Here is a 16,249-nt window from a genome sequence, read left to right as displayed (position 1 = left end):
CTGAGCACGGCCGACGGCTATGACGTGTATGGCGACGGCTCGTTCATCTACGGCGCGCAAGCGCAGTCCGTGAACAAGGCGCGCTTCATCGTCACGCTCGCCAAGTCCTTCTGATCCACCGCCGGGCTGCCGCGGCCTGGAACTTGCTCTCAGACCGCGTGCCACCCATTCCCTTCCGAGGAGAGAAATCATGAAGATGATTGCCGCCATCATCAAACCCTTCAAGCTCGACGAGGTGCGTGAAGCACTTTCGGCCATCGGCGTGCAGGGCATCACCGTCACCGAGGTCAAGGGCTTCGGTCGCCAGAAAGGCCACACGGAGCTGTACCGTGGCGCCGAGTACGTCGTGGACTTCCTGCCCAAGGTCAAGATCGAGGCGGCAATCGCCGACGACATCGTCGAGCAGGTCATCGAGGCCATCGAAAGCGCCGCGCGCACCGGCAAGATCGGCGACGGCAAGATCTTCGTCTACGACGTGGAACAGGTCGTGCGCATCCGCACCGGCGAGACGGGCCGCGAGGCTCTGTGATCCGGCGACCGGCCCCAAGAACAAGACAAACGGACAGGACATGAAAAAACTGCTTGCATCGCTGGCGCTCGGCCTGAGCGTCCTCACCCTGGGTCTGGGCGCCAGCGCCCAGACGCCGCCCGCCGAAGCGCCTGCCGCCACGGCCCCTGCAGCCGCCGCGCCTGCGGCTGCACCTGCCGCCGCCGCACCCGCTGCCGCCGCACCCGCTGCCGCCGAAGCCGCCCCCGCGGCCGCCGCGCCGGCCCCCAAGGTCGATTCGGGCGACACCGCCTGGATGCTGACCTCCACCCTGCTGGTGATCCTGATGATCATCCCGGGCCTGGCCCTGTTCTACGGCGGCCTGGGCCGCAGCAAGAACATGCTGTCGGTGCTGATGCAGGTCTTCGTGATCTTCTCGCTGATCAGCCTGCTGTGGTCCATCTACGGCTACAGCCTGGCCTTCACGGGTGACGGCAGCTTCATCGGCGGGTTCGAGAAGCTGTTCCTGGCGGGCGTGACGACCGAGACCTTCGGCGCGCTCACGACCATCCCCGAGCATGTGTTCATCTCCTTCCAGGGCACCTTCGCCGCCATCACCGTGGCGCTGATCGTGGGCGCCTTCGCCGAACGCGCCAAGTTTGCCGGCGTGCTGGTGTTCTCGGTGCTGTGGTTCACCTTCAGCTACCTGCCCATGGCCCACATCGTGTGGGGCGGCGGCCTGCTGGCCAAGGACGGCGCGCTGGACTTCGCCGGCGGCACCGTGGTCCACATCAACGCCGGTGTGGCCGGTCTGGTGGGCGCCTACGTGGTGGGCAAGCGCATCGGCTTCGGCAAGGAAGCCTTCACGCCGCACTCGCTGACGCTGACCATGGTGGGCGCATCGCTGCTGTGGGTGGGCTGGTTCGGCTTCAACGCCGGCTCCGCCGGTGCCGCCAACGGCGCTGCCGGCCTGGCCTTCATCAACACCGTGCTGGCCACCGCCGCTGCCACGCTGGCCTGGATCCTGGGCGAAGCGCTGCACAAGGGCAAGGCCTCGATGCTGGGTGCCGCTTCCGGCGCCGTCGGCGGCCTGGTGGCCGTGACGCCCGCGGCCGGCTTCGTGGGCCCCATGGGTTCCATCGTGCTGGGCGTGATCGCAGGCTTCGTCGGCCTGTGGGGCGTGGGTGGCCTCAAGCGCATGCTCAAGGCCGATGACGCCTTCGACGTGTTCGGCGTGCATGGCGTGTGCGGCATCGTCGGCGCCATCCTGACCGGCGTGTTCGCGGCCCAGAGCCTGGGCGGCACCGGCGGCCTGACGCCCGACACCTTCTCGATGGGCGCGCAGGTCTGGATCCAGGTCAAGAGCGTGCTGTTCACCATCGTGTGGTCTGGCGTGGTGGCGTTCATCGCCTTCAAGATCGCCGACCTGACCGTGGGCATCCGCGTGACCGAAGAGGAAGAGCGCGAAGGCCTGGACATCTCCTCGCACGGCGAAACGGCCTACAACCGTTGATGCCCCGGGCAGTGGCGCGAGCCACTGCCGCTTTCACCGGCGCGGGGCAGGGTCGACCACCACCCGCCCCGCGCCTCCGGTTTTTTTCAGCAAGAGTCTCCTTTGGATGTTTGCCCGCCCGCGCTTCGTGCGCCGGCGGGTTTCTTTTTTCCTTCCTCTTTCTCCGGGCCGTTCAGCGGCTCCTGTCGATCTGGCGCATCGGCTGTGGCGCGGGTCGCTGCGTCATGGCCTGGTGCAGGCGGCCATGCGGGTTGTGCTGGACGAACAGGCGCCGCGCCTTCTGGTACAGGCTCAGCTGCGCGGGCGGGATCTCGATCAGGTCGGCCAGCGCCATCAGCGACGAATCGTCGGCCTTGAACTGCTGCCTGGACCGCCGCTGCTGCAGCCTGCGCACGGGCGCCACCATCACCATGCCCACGAAGATCACGGCGATGACGCCGGCATACAGCACCAGCAGGTGCCGGGTCTCGGGTTGCGAGGGCGTGCCCAGCACATAGGGCCAGGCGTACATCAGCGCGGCCACCCAGATGAAGAGGGTCAGCAGCGGGCGCAGCATGCGCAGCCACACGAAGGTGGCGATGCGGCGCAGCGGCGACCAGGGCGGGCCCTGCCTGGACAGGTAGGTCGACAGGGGCACGCGCGCCGCGTCGATGATGGGCTCCTCCACGCCGGGCGGCTGGCTCCAGGGGCGCTGGCGCGGCGGCAGCGCGGTGGAGGCAGGGGGACGGCGTGCAACAAGGTCGTGATCAGGCATCGGTGACTCCTCGGTCGGGGCTGGTCCAGACCGCGCGCTTGCCGCGGCGGCGAAGAAGGGCCTTGGGCAGCGCGACCACCGTCGCCACCATCGTGATGGCCCAGAAGGCGATGGGGTACCAGATGGTGCCCACGTAGTAGCGCAGCAGGTCGCGGTCGTAGCGCCGGTCGATCCACAGGCTGGTGAGCATCTGCAGCAGGCAGCTCAGCGCCAGCAGCATGCCCTGCCACTGCGGCACGGCCGAGGTCTGCCAGGCCGAGTACTCGGGCAGCCAGGGCCGCAGCAGCCCCATCAGCAGCACGAAGGCCATGGCGTAGGCCCACAGCACGCTGGTCATGTATTCGAGGTACACCGGCCACAGCCGCAGGTTGCGCAGGCGCAGCGTCTGCGGCGTGTAGCGCGTCATGGTCTGGATGCCGCCCACGGCCCAGCGCAGGCGCTGGCGCCACAGGCCGCGCAGGGTTTCGGGCATCAGGATCCAGCACAGCGCGCGCGGCTCGAAGCGCAGGCGCCAGCCGCGCATCTGCAGCCGCCAGCTCATGTCGATGTCCTCGGTCATCACGTCGTGGCTCCAGAAGCCGGCCTCCATGACGGCCTTGCGCCTGAACATCGCCAGCACGCCCGAGACCGTGAACAGCGCTCCGATCAACTGCTGCGAGCGCTTGATCAGCCCGATGATGGAAGAGAACTCGCCCACCTGCATGCGCCCCAGCACGGTGGTGCGCGTGCGTATGCGCGGGTTGCCGGTGACGGCGCCGATGCGCTCGTCGCGCAGCATGGGCGCGAGCATCCAGGCGATGGCATGCGGGTCGACCAGCGCGTCGCCGTCCACGCCCAGGATGTATTCGCCGCCACCGAGCTGGCAGGCCGTGTTCAGGCTCACGGCCTTGCCCTGGTTGGCCACGTTGTGGATGACGCGCAGCCGCGGGTGCTGCAGCGCCAGCGCGTCCAGAATTTCGCCGGTGCGGTCGCTGCTGCCATCGTTGATGGCGATGAGCTCGAAGTTCGGGTAGTGCGAAGCCATCAGCTGCGCCACCACCTGCTCCACATGCGGCTCTTCGTTGAAGCAGGGCACGGCCACCGTCACCAGCGGATACGCGCCCGGCGGCAGCTCGGACAGCGGGTTCTCGTGAAAGTCGATGCCGTGCTCGAACACCCACGAATGCGCCAGGCCGCCCGAGATCCAGACATAGGCCATGAAGAAGGGGTAGTAGAAGACAAAGCCGAACAGCCAGCCGGGCAGGACGTTGGCCACGAAATCAGCCATGTTCATTGCGCGCCCCGCGCCGCCGGATCGCGCGCCCACACCTGCGGCCGTGCGAGTTCGCTGCGCACCGACAGCATGCGCTGCAGCAGCGCCTGCGAGGGCTGGTTGTTGTGGAAGTCGTCGGGGTAGTAGCCCAGGTGCCGCATGCCGTGGCGCAGCAGCAGCTCCCATTGCTCGGCCAGTTCGGCATCGGCCAGCGGGCGATTGCTGCGCCAGTCGCGCGCCTGCAGCTCGAACAGCGTGCGCTGCGCACCGCCGGGCGTGGCGGCCACGCGCTGCGCCAGTTGCGCCAGCCACTGCTTCGCGTCTGCCGCTTCTTCCATGTAGGGCATGGCCATCAGCGCCACGTAGTCATAGGCATCGAGCGCGGCCGCGTAGTCCTGCGCGAACCAGGCCTGCGATTGCGGCTCCATCACCGTGCGCGCGTAGTAGTTGCGCGCGGTCTCCAGCACCGGCTGCCAGGCGCGCGTGCGCTGCGCCAGCATGTGCGTGAACTCGGTCAGGTGCCGCGTCTTGGCGGCGGTCCAATGCTGCATCAGGGCTGGCTCGCTGCGGATGCGCGCCACATCGGCCGGCAACTGCCAGCGCGCATAGGTCTGCAGCGCGGCGGGGCTGGTGTCCTCGTCCTCGCCGAGGAAGGCGTCATCGTGGAACAGCAGGCCCTGGAAGCGCGCATGCCGGCCCAGGTCTTCGTAGATGTCGCCGATCAGCGTGCGCACTTCTTCGTCGAAGGGCGACAGCCGCTGGTAGCGGCCCCTGGCCAGCGACGGGTCCTGCGCCTGCACCACGCGCGCAGCCAGCGGGTGGCCTTCGGGGAGGCGAAAGGACATCACCGGCATCCACGCATAGACCCGCGCACCGGCGCGCGTGTAGATCTGCCAGGCCGCGCGGCTGAACAGGTCGGCGCGCACGGGCAGGTGCCGGTTGGGGAAGTACAGCGCCTCGGCCACGCCGTCGCCATCGGGGTCGGCAAAGGCCTGCAGGAAGACCGCGCGCGGCGCCACCGCGGCCACGCGCTCGATCAGCAGCGACAGGTTCAATTCCTGCTGCGCCGGGTCGGGGTCGTACACGTAGTCCAGGTCCACATGCATGATGCGGTTGATGGGCCGCGGCTGGCCCTGGGCGCTCTGGCGCAGCAGCCACTGGAACTCGGGCGCCGACAGCAGGTACGAAGGCAGCGCGCGCCGAATGGCCGACAGCGGCTGCGCGGGCGTGTTGGGCCCGTCGTCCAGCGTCAGCGTGACGGGCATGCCGGCCCGCGCGGCGGCCGCGACGGCCGCGCTGTGGTACGCGCCATAGGGCCAGGCTATCGCCCGCACGCGCGCGCCGGTGCGCGCCTCGATCAACTCGCGGCTGCGGCGCAGGTCGGCCTCGACGCGGCGCACATGGGTGTCCACGTCTTCATAGCGCTGGCTCGCGGGGTCGAAGCGCAAAGTGGTGGCGGCGGCCAGCAGGTTGCCCTGCGGATTGCCCTGAATGCCTTCGTGCAGCGCATGGCTGTGGCTGGCCAGCTCCACCAGGCCCGAGCGCGCCATCTCGGCGGCCTGGTCCCAGCTCAGGAACTGTTCGCGCGGCAGCATGTGGCTGCCGTAGGGCACCCGGGCGCCGGACGGCACTTCCATCCAGCTCGAAACCAGGGCCAGCACGGCCGAAAATCCATGCTGGCGCAGCAGCGGGAACACGCGCGTGTAGGTGCTGCGGTAGCCGTCGTCGAAGCTCAGCAGCACGGCGCGCGGCGGCAGCGGCGCGCCGCCCGTGCGCGCGGCAATCACCTGCTGCAGGCTGACCACGTTGTAGCGGTGCTGGACCAGCCAGGCGAAGAAGTCCACCAGCGTGCTTTCGTTGATCGCGGTGCCGTCCACGCCGGCCTCGAAATCGGCGCGCACGTCGTCGCGGATGTCGTGGAAGGCCAGCACGCGGAAGCTGCTGCCGTCCTCGGCATCGGGCGGCGGCAACACCTGCGCGGCGGCCTGCAGCGGCCACGCGCTGCCGGCGCCCAACAGGGCAGAGAAGGCCAGCGCGCGGCGCCGGGTCATCAGGGGGAGGTCGGGCAGAGACATCAGTACAGCGGAACCGAAAGCTGGAGATAGATCCGGCGCTGGCGCTCGCGCCGGCCGTCGTAGGGGTGGCTGCCCACGGACAGGCCGTAGCGCAGCTGTGCGTGCGGGCCGAACTGCCAGCGGTGCTCGTAGCGCAGGTTCCACAGCGAGCCGCTGCCAAAGCCGCTCTGGCGATAGCCGCCCGCGCTGAGCTCCACGCCCTGGAAGAACGCGCGCTCGTTTTCACGCCAGGTCAGCCATTGCGCCCACACGCTGGCCTGCACGCTGCGCTCCTGGTCGGGGCTGAAGTAGGGGCGCTGCTGCTGCTCCCGCCAGCTGCCTTCGCTGGCCGAGAGCGTGCTTTCGACCTGCAGCCGCGGCGTGCTGAGCCAGCGCTCGCGCCACTGCAGCGTGGCGCCGTTGCGCGCGTTGCCGTCGCTCAGCGCCAGGTGGTTCAGCGTCAGGCCGATGCTGCGGCGCTCGCTGTGGATCCAGCTGGCTTCGAGCTCGGTGCTGCGCGCGCCGATGCCGGCCGTGCGCGCGCGCCAGGGCGTCTGCGTGCTGTCGCCGTCGAAGCGGGCCGCCAGGCGCCACTGGTCGCTCAGGCGGTAGGCCAGGCTGGCCGCCAGGCTGTGGCGGTAGGGGCCGCTGTTGGCGCTTTGCAGCAGCACCTCGGCGTCCCATTTGCTGCGCGACCAGCTCAGGCCCAGCGCACCGCGGTGCCAGTGGTGGTAGCCGCCGTCATCCGTCTCGCCCTGGGCGCGCGTGTAGCCGGCCAATAGGCGCCAGCTGTCGTTCATCAGGCCCGAGCTGAGCCGGCTGTCGAGCTGCCAGACACGGTTGGCCGTGGCCAGGTTGCCCGATTCGCCGCCGGCCTCCACGTCCAGCCGCGCGCCGGTGGCGGCCGCGTGGTGGCGCTGCACGCGCTCGACCACGGTGTCGTCGGGCGCGTCGGCCATCAAGGATTCCACCTGCTCGCGCGCAGGCCGCCATTCGTTGGCCGCCATCAGCGCCTCGGCATGGCCGGCGCGGGTCTGGATGCCGCGCGGGTCGTCGGCCAGCAGGGCTTCGTACTGGGCCACCGCGCGTTCGGGGTGGTCGCGCCGCTGTGCCACCGTGGCCGCACCGGCGCGAAAGCCCGCATGCATGCCCGCAGCGCCGGAGAGCGTGGCAAAGCGCGCCTGCGCAGCATCCAGCCGGTCGCCCATGAGCAGCAGGTCGGCCTCGATCTCATGCAGCTCGGAGTATTCGGGGTTGGGCGTCTGCGCCACGGGCGCCAGCCGCAGGAAGACCGGCGTGCGTTGCTGCAGCCGTTCCAGCAGCGCGTGCGCGTCGTCGAAGCGGCCCGCATCGGCATAGGTGTAGATCAGCCCCAGCTGTGCGCGGCGCACGTCGTTGCGTTCCTCGTCGGCCCCGGCCAGCGCCTGCTCGTACACGCGCACGGCCTCATGCGAGCGTCCCATGCGCGCCAGCGCACGCGCCGCCGCGATCTGGCCATGAAAGGGCGGCTGCAGCCCTTCGCCCAGCAGTTGCCGGTACAGCCTGATGGCGGCTTCGGGCTGGCCGCTCTCCACCAGCGCCAGCACGTGGTCCCAGCGCAGGCGCTTGTGCAGCGCCGTCCATTCGGCCGCCTGCGGCGAATCGCCCGCACGTTGTGACTGGGCCAGCGCTTCGCCCTCGGCGGACTGCAGTGCGGCCAGCACTTCATCGAGCGGCTGGGTGCGCGTGGGGCCCAGCCGCAGGTCGCGCTCGGCCGTGGCCCAGCCCACCTGTTCGCCCAGTGCGGCCTGCTGCAGCCCGGCCAGCTCCAGCGGCGTGAAGGTGCCCGGCCGGCTTTGCTGCGCGCGGCGCGCCTGCTCCCAGGCCGACGAGGCGCCCCCTGCTTCGGACAGCATCAGCACCGTCTGCCGCCGCGCCTGACGATGTTCGGGTTGCAGCGCCAGCATCTGCTGGTACAGGCCCAGCGCGCGGGTGCGCTGCTGCTGCGCCAGCGCCATGGCCGCGTCCAGCTCCAGCAGGTTCACACGCTCGCCCACGTCAGTGGGCATCGGGTTGGCCAGCCGCTCGCGCAGCGGCTGCGCGCCGGCCAGATCGCCCGTGTCCAGGTGCCAGAAGGCGGCCTGGCGCACGGGCTCGCGCGCGGCGGGCATGCGGTGGATCCAGACCTGGATCAGCGCCGCCTGCAGCGCGCTCTGGCCGCAGTGCCGGGCCGCAGACACCAGCGGGGCCAGTGCGTATTCGGGCACGTCGCTGGGCGGCACGGCTTGCGCAAAGCCCACGGCGTCGCAGGCGCGGTCCAGGTCGATGGCCAGCAGCGCAGCATCCGCCGCCAGCCGCGCACGGGCCGGATGCGACTCGCTCGCCTGTGCCAGCCAGGCGCGCAGGCGCTCCAGCGCTTCGCCGGGGCCGATGCGCCCCTCGCGCCGCGCGAGGATCAGCGCATCGTGCGCCGCAGAGGAATAGGCTGCGCCAGGTGGCCCGGACGGCGCCGCCTGCTGCTGGCCCTGGGCCGCCAGGGCGGTGAACAACAGGGCGCCCAACGCGCCGGCCGGGCCGAGCAGGCGCCGCCGCGCGGCGGGCGGGGTACGCAGGGCCGGGTCAGGGGCGTGTGCGTTGGGTGCATGGGAAGGCTGCTGCTGGTGCAAGGGAGATCCGCTTTTTCAAGTTCCGAGGGGCGCAGGCGGGTGCGCTGCACCCCTCTGGCCGAGGCGGGCGTCTGCCCACGACATGCAGCATCCCGCTCGAAGCGGGGGCCCCAGGTCGGACAAGAGCGTCTGGATATGTGTACTTTTGACCGACATCTCAGTGGCGCCCGGCCGCCCGAAGGCACTGAGGCACCCCCTCGGGGGGCAGCGGACCTCGCGAAGCGGGGGAGCGTGGGGGTGGTTTCATTTCAGGCCATGCCCGCTGCCCTTTGCGAACCGCCAGCAAATGGGCGATACATCGGCGCGCCCTGCCTTCCCCCACAATGCGCGCCATGTGGACCCCTTTGGCCAACAGCACCTGCGAACTGGGCGAATCGCCCTTCTGGCACCCCGACGAAGCCGCCCTCTACTGGCTCGACATTCCCGGCCGTGCGCTGCTGCGCACGCGCGGCGCCATCGGTGCCGACGTGCAGGTGGAACGCTGGCCGATGCCGCAGGAGCCCGGCTGCATGGCGCCCGCGCGCAGCGGCGGGCTGGTCATCGCGCTGCGAGACGGCATCTACCGCGCGCGCCAATGGGGCGCTGAGCTGCAGCGGATGGTGCGCGCGCCGCACGATCCGGCCACGCTGCGCTTCAACGACGGCAAGTGCGACCCGCTGGGCCGCTTCTGGGCCGGCTCGCTCAACGAGCCCAAGACCGCGCGCGACGCCACGCTCTACTGCCTGCAAAGGCCCGCCGGCGCGCCGCCCGTGCTGCAGCCCGTGCTGGGCGAGGCCACCACCGCCAACGGCCTGGCCTTCACGCAGCACACGCTCTACTGGACCGACACGCCCAGCCACGCCATACGCGCCTGGGAGTGGGAGAGCCAGACCAACACCCTGGGCGCCGCGCGCCTGCTGCACCAGTTTGCCGACAAGGCCGGCTGCGCGGCGGCCGGCCAGCCCTACGGCGGCCGCCCCGACGGCGCCACGCTGGACGCGCAGGGCCGCTACTGGGTCGCGATGTACGAAGGCGCGCAGCTGCTGTGCCTGGACGCGCAAGGCGCCGTGCAGCAATCGCTGCCGCTGCCGGCCCAGTGCCCCACCATGCCCTGCCTGGGCGGCGAAGACCTGCGCACCCTGTTCGTCACCACCGGCCGCAAGGGCCGCCCCGCCGACGAACTGCAGCGCCAGTCGCACGCCGGAAAGGTGTTCATGGCGCGCAGCGAAGTGCAAGGCGTACCCGTCGATTTCTTCGACGACTGACCCTTTGCTTTTTCTTCTTCTTGCCGATGCGCTCCATCCCGCCCATCCAGTGCCTGGTCACCTTCGAGCTGCTGGCGCGCCTGCGCAGCGCCAGCCGCACGGCTGACGAACTGTGCGTCACCGTCAGCGCCGTCAGCCACCGCATCCGCCAGCTTGAGGCGCACCTGGGCTTCAAGCTCTTTGCCGTGCGTGGCGACTTCACGCTCACGGCTGATGGCACCGCCTACCTGGCCAACGTGCGCGAAGGCCTGGCCGCTTTCCAGCGCATGCCCGCGCGCAGCGGCGCGCAGGCCGCCACGCGCTTGAGCGTGGCCGTCACGCCCACCTTCGCGCGCGTTTACGTGATGCCGCGGCTGGAGACCTTTCGCAATGCCTATCCCGAAGTGGAGCTGACCTTCCAGGTCTCCATCCCGCTGCTGGACGTGACGGCCGAAGAGGCCGACCTGGAAGTGCGCTTCGGCCCCGGCCACTACGCCGATCGCGAATCGCGCGTGGTCACGCACGACCGCGTCACCCCTGCGTGCAGCCCCAGCTACCTGAAGGAATTCGGCCCCTTCGAAGGCTTCGACACCTTGGCCGAACTGCAGCAGGCCCGTTTGATCCGCAGCCCGCTGGAGCCCTGGAGCAGCTGGTTCGCCGCCTGCGGCCTGGCCCTGCCCGAGCCCTACGTGGGTGCCCAGTTCAACGACCTGGGTCTGGTCTATGACGCCGCGGCCAGCGGCTTTGGCGTGGCCCTGGTGCGCGAGGAAATGGGCGCCGCCTGGTTCGACAGCGGCCGCCTGGTGCGCCTCTCACCCCGCAGCGCCCCCGCGCCCAACGCTAACCACATCTGCTGGAAGCCGGGCACGCTGGAGCGGTGGGAGTGTGCGGCGTTTGTGGATTGGATGGTGGGGTAGGTGAAGGCCTGCTATGTGCCGATTCTGTTGAAAAACTCTGCCGAATCTGAGAACTGCCGTGCCGTTCGGGTGTCGTACCCAGATCGATGGGGGTACGCGCCATGATGGGTCAGAGCATCGTTCAAGATCAGCTGTTCTACGCCTTCAACCTCGACGATCACGTCCCACGTGATCACCTGCTTCGAGGCGTTGACCGCTTCCTCGATCTGAGCGAGCTACGCCAACATCTTTCGCCGTTCTACAGCCACACCGGCCGGCCTTCGATCGATCCCGAACTCATGATCCGGATGCTCGTCATCGGCTACTGCATGGGCATCCGTTCCGAGCGTCGGCTGTGCGAGGAAGTCCATCTCAACCTGGCCTACCGCTGGTTCTGTCGCCTGGGCCTTGAAGACCGAGTGCCCGATCATTCAACGTTCTCTAAGAACCGACATGGCCGCTTTCGCCAGAGCGATGCATTCCGGTTCGTCTTCGAGGCGGTTCTTCGCCGCTGCATGACCGAAGGACTGGTCCAAGGCGAAGGCTTTGCCATCGACGCCAGCATCATCAAGGCCGACGCCAACCGCGCGCGCCATGTTCCTGTCTCCGAGGTCGCGCAGTGGCGCCAGGGCACCCAATGCAGTCGCGCGGTGCGCGAGTACCTTGACGCGCTCGACGTGGCCAATCCGGTTGCGGACGATGTGCCCGAAGGGATGCATGACACGCAGACCGCATCCCGGAACATCTCCCCGACCGACCCAACTGCACGATGGACCGCAGCACCGGGTGGTCCAGCCTTCTATGCTTACTCGACCAACTACCTGATCGATCTCTCGGGCGGCATCATCATGGACGTGCAGGCAACGCCTGCGCATCGCACATCAGAGGTCGACTCCACCCGAACCATGATCGATCGGGTTGAAGAGCGCTTCGACATCAAGCCGCGACGGCTTGTGGGCGACACGGCGTATGGCACTGCGCCGCTACTTGGCTGGATGGTCGAAGACAAGCAGATCGAACCTCACGTGCCGGTGTGGGACAAGACGGTTCGCAAGGACGGTAGCCTGTCGAGCGGCGAGTTCCAGTGGGTGCCAGAGCGCAACGAGTACGTGTGTCCCGAAGGTCACGCGCTGCGCAACGAGCGACGCCGGTTCACGATCGCGCGCAGCCACGTCACGAAGGCCGACACCGTGATCTACCGAGCCAGCCAGACCGACTGCGTCGGCTGTGCGGCCAAAAATCAGTGCTGCCCGAACACGCCATCGCGCAAGATCGCCCGCAGCATCCATGAAGGTGCCCGCGAGACGGCACGGTCCATCGCAAAGACACCTGAGTACAGCCAGTCGCGCAGAGATCGCAAGAAGGTGGAGATGCTGTTCGCGCACCTCAAGCGCATCATGAAGTTGGATCGACTTCGGCTTCGCGGACTCAGTGGTGCGCAGGACGAGTTCCTGCTGGCGGCAACTGCCCAGAATCTCAGGCGAATGGCCAAGTGGTTGATGCCAGTTGAAGCGGATGTGGCAATGAGGATCGCGTGAGATAGGTCGCGAGGCCTCTCAGGTTCCAACGCCCCCGCAACTGAGCTGCGAATCGTCGGTGATCGTCTATGCGCACAGGATTCGAGACGAGTTTTTCAACACAATCTGCCCATAGCAGCCGGTCGCGATATCCGAAAGCGGACGTTCGATTAAAGTCGTTTGCCCGTAAGCATCAGCGAACTGCCATGCCAAAGACATTGCCCCAAACCATCTGCCTTGAGACCTCGGGCATTGGTATCGTGTTTCATTCGCCGTGGGCAACGTCGAACATTGCGCAAGGCGAGGACTTCCTCACCAGCAGTTTCACCAACCCGGCTGATGTTGCGGAGCTGATCAATTCGTCGAAAATCGCCGCGTTTTGCACCGGCTCTCCTGGCACATGGCGCTTGCATCTGCGTACTGACCCGCCTGACGAAGCCGCGCTAGTTCAGGCCCACTTCAAGGTTCGACTGGGTGTCGAGGTCCGTGATGGCATCTTGCAGATTCGAGACCTGTATGAACTGATGTCCTGGGACGCCGCCTGCGATGATGAGCAGGTAATTCGCTTGACGGATGGGTTCTACAGAGTCACGGCGTACACGTCGCCTCCCGAGAGCGGAATTCTGGGGGATGACCAAGAGATTCACCTCCATCTAGAGGCGGTCCCGGAGCCCGCGCGGCTAATGCATCACGGCGTACCGCAACTCTGCGACTGAGCCCTTAAGTCAAGCTCATGAAGGGCCGGTAGTGGCCGTCAGGTGCCCTTTGGCTTCATAGTGGTCTTCTTGTAGACCGCACCGTTCTGGTCGTAGGTGGTCCACTCCCCAACCTGCACTCCGCGCTCGAAATGACCGGAGCGCATCCGTATGCCATTCTTGCGGAACCATTCCCAGTAGCCACTCAGCATTCCCTCAAGCATCCAGCCACGCGCACGGACGCTGCCGTCCTTGAAGTACTCGATTCGCTCTTCTGGTTGCATCGGATATTCCACGTCAGCTCCTGGCCGGATTCTGCCGCACGCGCCTGCGCTGAACGGCGCCCGGCGCGGCCTTTCAATCTGCTGTTCAGTTGTTGCTCTTGGCTCAACCAGCCCAATGCCGCCCCCCCAACAGCAGCCACCAAGCAACAGCGCAACGCCCAGCAGAACTCTTGAACGCCCGGCACTTCGTGCGGTGCTGTAAGGTACGCCACACGCCCGGCAGCAGCAACAACAACGGTCGGCGCCGCCTGACGGAATTCCGGGATGGCCTGCGGGCCGGCCGCTCTCTAGCATCGCCGGCATCGCGCCTTGCCTCGCATCGGCGGGCGTCCTGTGGTTCCTGTAGCACTTCCTCCAACCGATCTCTCCCCCATGACCCGGATCCTCGTTGTCGATGACGACCCACCGATGTGCGCGCGCATGCAGCGCGTGGCCGAGCAGGTGTATGGCGCGGGCGTGTGCACGGTGGTCGGCACGCTGGCGCAGGCGCGCACGCTGCTGGGCGCGCTGGCCTTCGACCTGGTGCTGCTGGACGTGAACCTGCCCGACGGCAGCGGCGTCACGCTGCTGCCCTGGATCCGGCAGCACGCGCCGCAGGCCGAGGTGGTGATCGTCTCCAGCCTGGGCGACGATGCCACGGTGCTGCAGGCCATCCGCGCCGGGGCCGTGGGCTACCTGCTGAAGAACGGCGAAGACATGGAGATGGAGCTGTCGCTGCGCAGCATGCAGCGCGGCGGCGCGCCCATCGATCCGGTGATCGCGCGGCGCATCCTGCTGCAGCTCAATGCGCCAGAGCAGGCGGGTGCCGAGGCGCCGCCAGCCCAGGCGTCCGCCGCCGCGGCCACTACCACCGCCGCGCGCGGCGACAGGGCCGAGCTCACCGAGCGCGAACTGGCGGTGCTGCGCCTGGTGGCGCAGGGGCACAGCAACCGGGAGATCGCGGAAAGCCTGCACGTGTCGATCAACACCATCGAGACCCACGCGAAGAACATCTTCCGCAAGCTGGCGGTGCACAACCGCAGCGCGGCGGTGCACAGCGCGCAGCAGCAGGGATGGCTGGGCTGAGGCATCGCCTGCTGGGGTGGGTGTGCGGCCTGCTGGCGCTGGCGGGGGCCGCGCAGGCCCAGTCGGCCTCCCCGGTGCCGCCGGCCTTCGAGCGCATAGAGGCGGTGCACAGCGACTGGAGCGCCACCGCGCCGCCGCAGGCCGGGTGGACCGAGGTCTCGCTGCCCGACCAGTGGATCGCGCGCTGGCCCGGGCACGAAGGCGTGGTGTGGTACCGGCTGCGCTGGCAGCAGGCCGATGCCACGCAGCCGGTGGCGCTGATGATCGACTCGATCACGATGGCCGGCGCGGTGTCGGTCAACGGCCTGCTGATCGCGCAGGACAGCCATCTGGTCGAGCCGCTGTCGCGCTCGTGGAACCGGCCGCGCCACTGGCTGATCGCGCCGCCGCTGCTGCGCCCGGGCGTCAACGAGCTGCTGGTGCGGGTGTCGGGCATGGCGGTCTACCACGGCGGGCTCGGGGCGGTCTCGATCGGCGATGCAGGCACGGTGGCCGACAGCTACGACCGCGCCGAGGTCGTGCGCCGCGCGCTGCTGCAGATCGGCGTGGGCGTGACGCTGGCCTCGATGGTGCTGTTCGGCATGATCTGGCTGCTGCGCCGCAGCGAGCAGGTCTACGGCTGGTTCGCGCTGTTCTCGCTGCTGCGGCTGCCCTACGGCTACCACTACATCGCCACCGAGATCTGGCCCTATCCCGACACCGCCACCTTCCAGTTCGCCAACCTGGCCTTCCTGCTGGCCAGCGCCACCAGCTTCGTGTTCTTTGCGCTGCATTTCGGCCAGCTGCGCCTGCCGCGCCTGCGCAGCCTGGTGCTGGGCGCCTGCGTGGCGGCCATCGCCGCGGTGGCGTTCACGCCCGTGCCGTGGCTGGCGCAGGCGCGCAACGCGGCGGTGGTGGTGGCGGCCGCGATCTTCCTGGCCGGCGCTTCGCTGCTGCTGTGGCATGCCTGGCGTTCACGCCGCACCGAAGCCATCGCCCTGGCCGTGTGGGTGGTGCTGCCGATGGCCACCGCGGTGCACGACCTGCTGGTCTACCTGCGCTTCATCACCACCAACACCTATTACTTCCCGGCCGTCTCCAGCCTGATGCTGCTGGGCATGGCCTCGGTGCTGGCACTGCACCTCATCGGCGGCATCCGGATGGTGGAGCACTTCAATGCCCAGCTGCGCGAGCGCGTGGACGCGGCGACCGCCCGCCTGGCCCAGATGCTGCACCGCCAGCACGCCGGCGAGCTGGAGCGCGCGCGCCTGACCGAGCGCATGAGCCTGGTGCGCGACCTGCACGACGGCCTGGGAATGACCTTGAGCGGCCACATCCACGCGCTGCAGGCGCGCGGCAGCGCGGTCGACAGCGGCTCGCTGTGGGCCCTGCGCGAGATCAACGCCGACCTGCGCCTGCTGATCGAGGGCGCCTCGCTGGACGACACCGACCGCTTCGTCGAACGCCTGGCGCCCTTGCGCCACCGCAGCACCCGGCTGCTGGATGCCGCGGGCATCACCTGCCGCTGGGAGCTGCACGACCTGGCCGACTGCCGGCTCGACGCGCGGCGCAGCCTGGACCTGCTGCGCCTGCTGCAGGAGGCGCTGACCAACGTGCTCAAGCACAGCGGCGCCAGCGAGGTGAAGGTGCGCCTCGAAGCCGCCGACGGCCAGCTGGCGCTGAGCGTGGCCGACAACGGCCACGGCTTCGAGGCGAAGCCGCAGGAGTCCGCCGCGCCCGGCGGCCTGGGCCTGCAAAGCATGCGCGCGCGCGCCCAGCGCCTGGGCGGCGAGCTGGTGATCCGCACCGATGCGCAGGGCACCGTGCTGGCGCTGCGGCTGCCGCTGGCGCCGCCCGAGGCGCAGGCCCCGCGGGGATGACGCGC

13 protein-coding genes are annotated in these 16,249 nt (G+C 68.9%); 8 read left to right on the top strand and 5 right to left on the bottom strand.

Annotated elements, in window-relative coordinates; genetic code table 11:
• The first annotated feature begins 190 nt into the window (after nt 1-190).
• Both glnK and amt read left to right on the top strand, forming a co-directional pair.
• A complete protein-coding gene (gene glnK, locus PGB34_RS18945) occupies nt 191-529 on the top strand; it encodes a P-II family nitrogen regulator (RefSeq protein ID WP_225781936.1) in 339 nt (112 codons plus the stop codon).
• Nucleotides 530-569: 40 nt separating this feature from the next.
• Complete coding sequence (amt, locus tag PGB34_RS18940) at nt 570-2,000, top strand: ammonium transporter (protein ID WP_271429667.1); 1,431 nt, start codon at nt 570-572, stop codon at nt 1,998-2,000.
• 172 nt (nt 2,001-2,172) lie between these two features.
• Here amt and pgaD read toward each other — a convergent pair whose 3' ends face one another.
• Genes pgaD through pgaA form a run of 4 tightly spaced genes read right to left on the bottom strand, consistent with a single transcriptional unit; the run spans nt 2,173 to nt 8,705 of the window.
• Complete coding sequence (pgaD, locus tag PGB34_RS18935) at nt 2,173-2,754, bottom strand: poly-beta-1,6-N-acetyl-D-glucosamine biosynthesis protein PgaD (protein WP_271429666.1); 582 nt, start codon at nt 2,752-2,754, stop codon at nt 2,173-2,175.
• Nucleotides 2,747-4,021 (bottom strand): poly-beta-1,6-N-acetyl-D-glucosamine synthase, encoded by a 1,275-nt coding sequence (pgaC, locus tag PGB34_RS18930; protein WP_271429665.1) that lies wholly within the window; start codon nt 4,019-4,021, stop codon nt 2,747-2,749. The genes pgaD and pgaC overlap by 8 nt, the downstream gene beginning before the upstream one ends.
• 2 nt (nt 4,022-4,023) lie before the next feature.
• Nucleotides 4,024-6,057, bottom strand: coding sequence for a poly-beta-1,6-N-acetyl-D-glucosamine N-deacetylase PgaB (gene pgaB, locus PGB34_RS18925; RefSeq protein WP_271429664.1), 2,034 nt, complete (start codon nt 6,055-6,057; stop codon nt 4,024-4,026).
• 23 nt (nt 6,058-6,080) lie between these two features.
• Entirely contained in the window at nt 6,081-8,705 is a 2,625-nt protein-coding gene (gene pgaA / locus PGB34_RS18920; RefSeq protein ID WP_271429663.1) for a poly-beta-1,6 N-acetyl-D-glucosamine export porin PgaA, read from the bottom strand.
• Nucleotides 8,706-9,037: 332 nt separating this feature from the next.
• On the opposite strand from pgaA, the gene PGB34_RS18915 reads away from it, so the two are divergent.
• The 4 genes from PGB34_RS18915 (at nt 9,038) to PGB34_RS18900 (ending at nt 13,057) form a co-directional block, all read left to right on the top strand.
• Nucleotides 9,038-9,949 carry an SMP-30/gluconolactonase/LRE family protein gene (locus PGB34_RS18915; RefSeq protein ID WP_271429662.1) on the top strand — a complete coding sequence of 304 codons (912 nt, stop codon included), beginning with the start codon at nt 9,038-9,040 and terminating at the stop codon, nt 9,947-9,949.
• A 26-nt stretch (nt 9,950-9,975) separates the two neighbouring features.
• Nucleotides 9,976-10,845, top strand: a complete 870-nt coding sequence (locus PGB34_RS18910) for a LysR substrate-binding domain-containing protein (protein ID WP_408647920.1) — start codon at nt 9,976-9,978, stop codon at nt 10,843-10,845.
• Between the two features lie 101 nt (nt 10,846-10,946).
• Nucleotides 10,947-12,362, top strand: a complete 1,416-nt coding sequence (locus PGB34_RS18905) for an IS1182 family transposase (protein ID WP_271429660.1) — start codon at nt 10,947-10,949, stop codon at nt 12,360-12,362.
• 185 nt (nt 12,363-12,547) lie between these two features.
• The gene (locus PGB34_RS18900) at nt 12,548-13,057 is read left to right on the top strand and encodes a hypothetical protein (protein ID WP_271429659.1); all 510 of its coding nucleotides are present in this window, start codon (nt 12,548-12,550) and stop codon (nt 13,055-13,057) included.
• 38 nt (nt 13,058-13,095) lie between these two features.
• Here the strand turns inward: PGB34_RS18900 and PGB34_RS18895 are convergent, their stop codons facing one another.
• Nucleotides 13,096-13,332 (bottom strand): toxin-antitoxin system YwqK family antitoxin, encoded by a 237-nt coding sequence (locus tag PGB34_RS18895; RefSeq protein ID WP_271429658.1) that lies wholly within the window; start codon nt 13,330-13,332, stop codon nt 13,096-13,098.
• A 360-nt stretch (nt 13,333-13,692) separates the two neighbouring features.
• On the opposite strand from PGB34_RS18895, the gene PGB34_RS18890 reads away from it, so the two are divergent.
• Nucleotides 13,693-14,385, top strand: coding sequence for a response regulator transcription factor (locus PGB34_RS18890; RefSeq protein ID WP_271429657.1), 693 nt, complete (start codon nt 13,693-13,695; stop codon nt 14,383-14,385).
• Nucleotides 14,373-16,244, top strand: a complete 1,872-nt coding sequence (locus tag PGB34_RS18885; protein ID WP_271429656.1) for a sensor histidine kinase — start codon at nt 14,373-14,375, stop codon at nt 16,242-16,244. Before PGB34_RS18890 ends, PGB34_RS18885 begins: the two co-directional genes overlap by 13 nt.
• Nucleotides 16,245-16,249 lie beyond the last annotated feature (5 nt).

Source organism: Xenophilus arseniciresistens, assembly GCF_028023875.1.
GTDB classification, from domain to species: Bacteria; Pseudomonadota; Gammaproteobacteria; order Burkholderiales; family Burkholderiaceae_C; genus Xenophilus; species Xenophilus arseniciresistens.
The sequence above is the reverse complement of the archived record's forward strand: the minus strand, read 5'-3'. Positions and strand labels throughout refer to the sequence as shown.

Excerpts from the sequence above, each read along its gene's own strand:
- PGB34_RS18890 (WP_271429657.1), top strand. The coding sequence starts at position 13,693 with ATGACCCGGATCCTCGTTGTCGATGACGACCCACCGATGTGCGCGCGC.
- PGB34_RS18885 (WP_271429656.1), top strand. The coding sequence starts at position 14,373 with ATGGCTGGGCTGAGGCATCGCCTGCTGGGGTGGGTGTGCGGCCTGCTG.
- amt (WP_271429667.1), top strand. The coding sequence starts at position 570 with ATGAAAAAACTGCTTGCATCGCTGGCGCTCGGCCTGAGCGTCCTCACC.
- PGB34_RS18910 (WP_408647920.1), top strand. The coding sequence starts at position 9,976 with ATGCGCTCCATCCCGCCCATCCAGTGCCTGGTCACCTTCGAGCTGCTG.
- PGB34_RS18905 (WP_271429660.1), top strand. The coding sequence starts at position 10,947 with ATGATGGGTCAGAGCATCGTTCAAGATCAGCTGTTCTACGCCTTCAAC.
- glnK (WP_225781936.1), top strand. The coding sequence starts at position 191 with ATGAAGATGATTGCCGCCATCATCAAACCCTTCAAGCTCGACGAGGTG.
- PGB34_RS18900 (WP_271429659.1), top strand. The coding sequence starts at position 12,548 with ATGCCAAAGACATTGCCCCAAACCATCTGCCTTGAGACCTCGGGCATT.
- pgaC (WP_271429665.1), bottom strand. The coding sequence starts at position 4,021 with ATGGCTGATTTCGTGGCCAACGTCCTGCCCGGCTGGCTGTTCGGCTTT.
- PGB34_RS18915 (WP_271429662.1), top strand. The coding sequence starts at position 9,038 with ATGTGGACCCCTTTGGCCAACAGCACCTGCGAACTGGGCGAATCGCCC.
- pgaB (WP_271429664.1), bottom strand. The coding sequence starts at position 6,057 with ATGACCCGGCGCCGCGCGCTGGCCTTCTCTGCCCTGTTGGGCGCCGGC.
- pgaD (WP_271429666.1), bottom strand. The coding sequence starts at position 2,754 with ATGCCTGATCACGACCTTGTTGCACGCCGTCCCCCTGCCTCCACCGCG.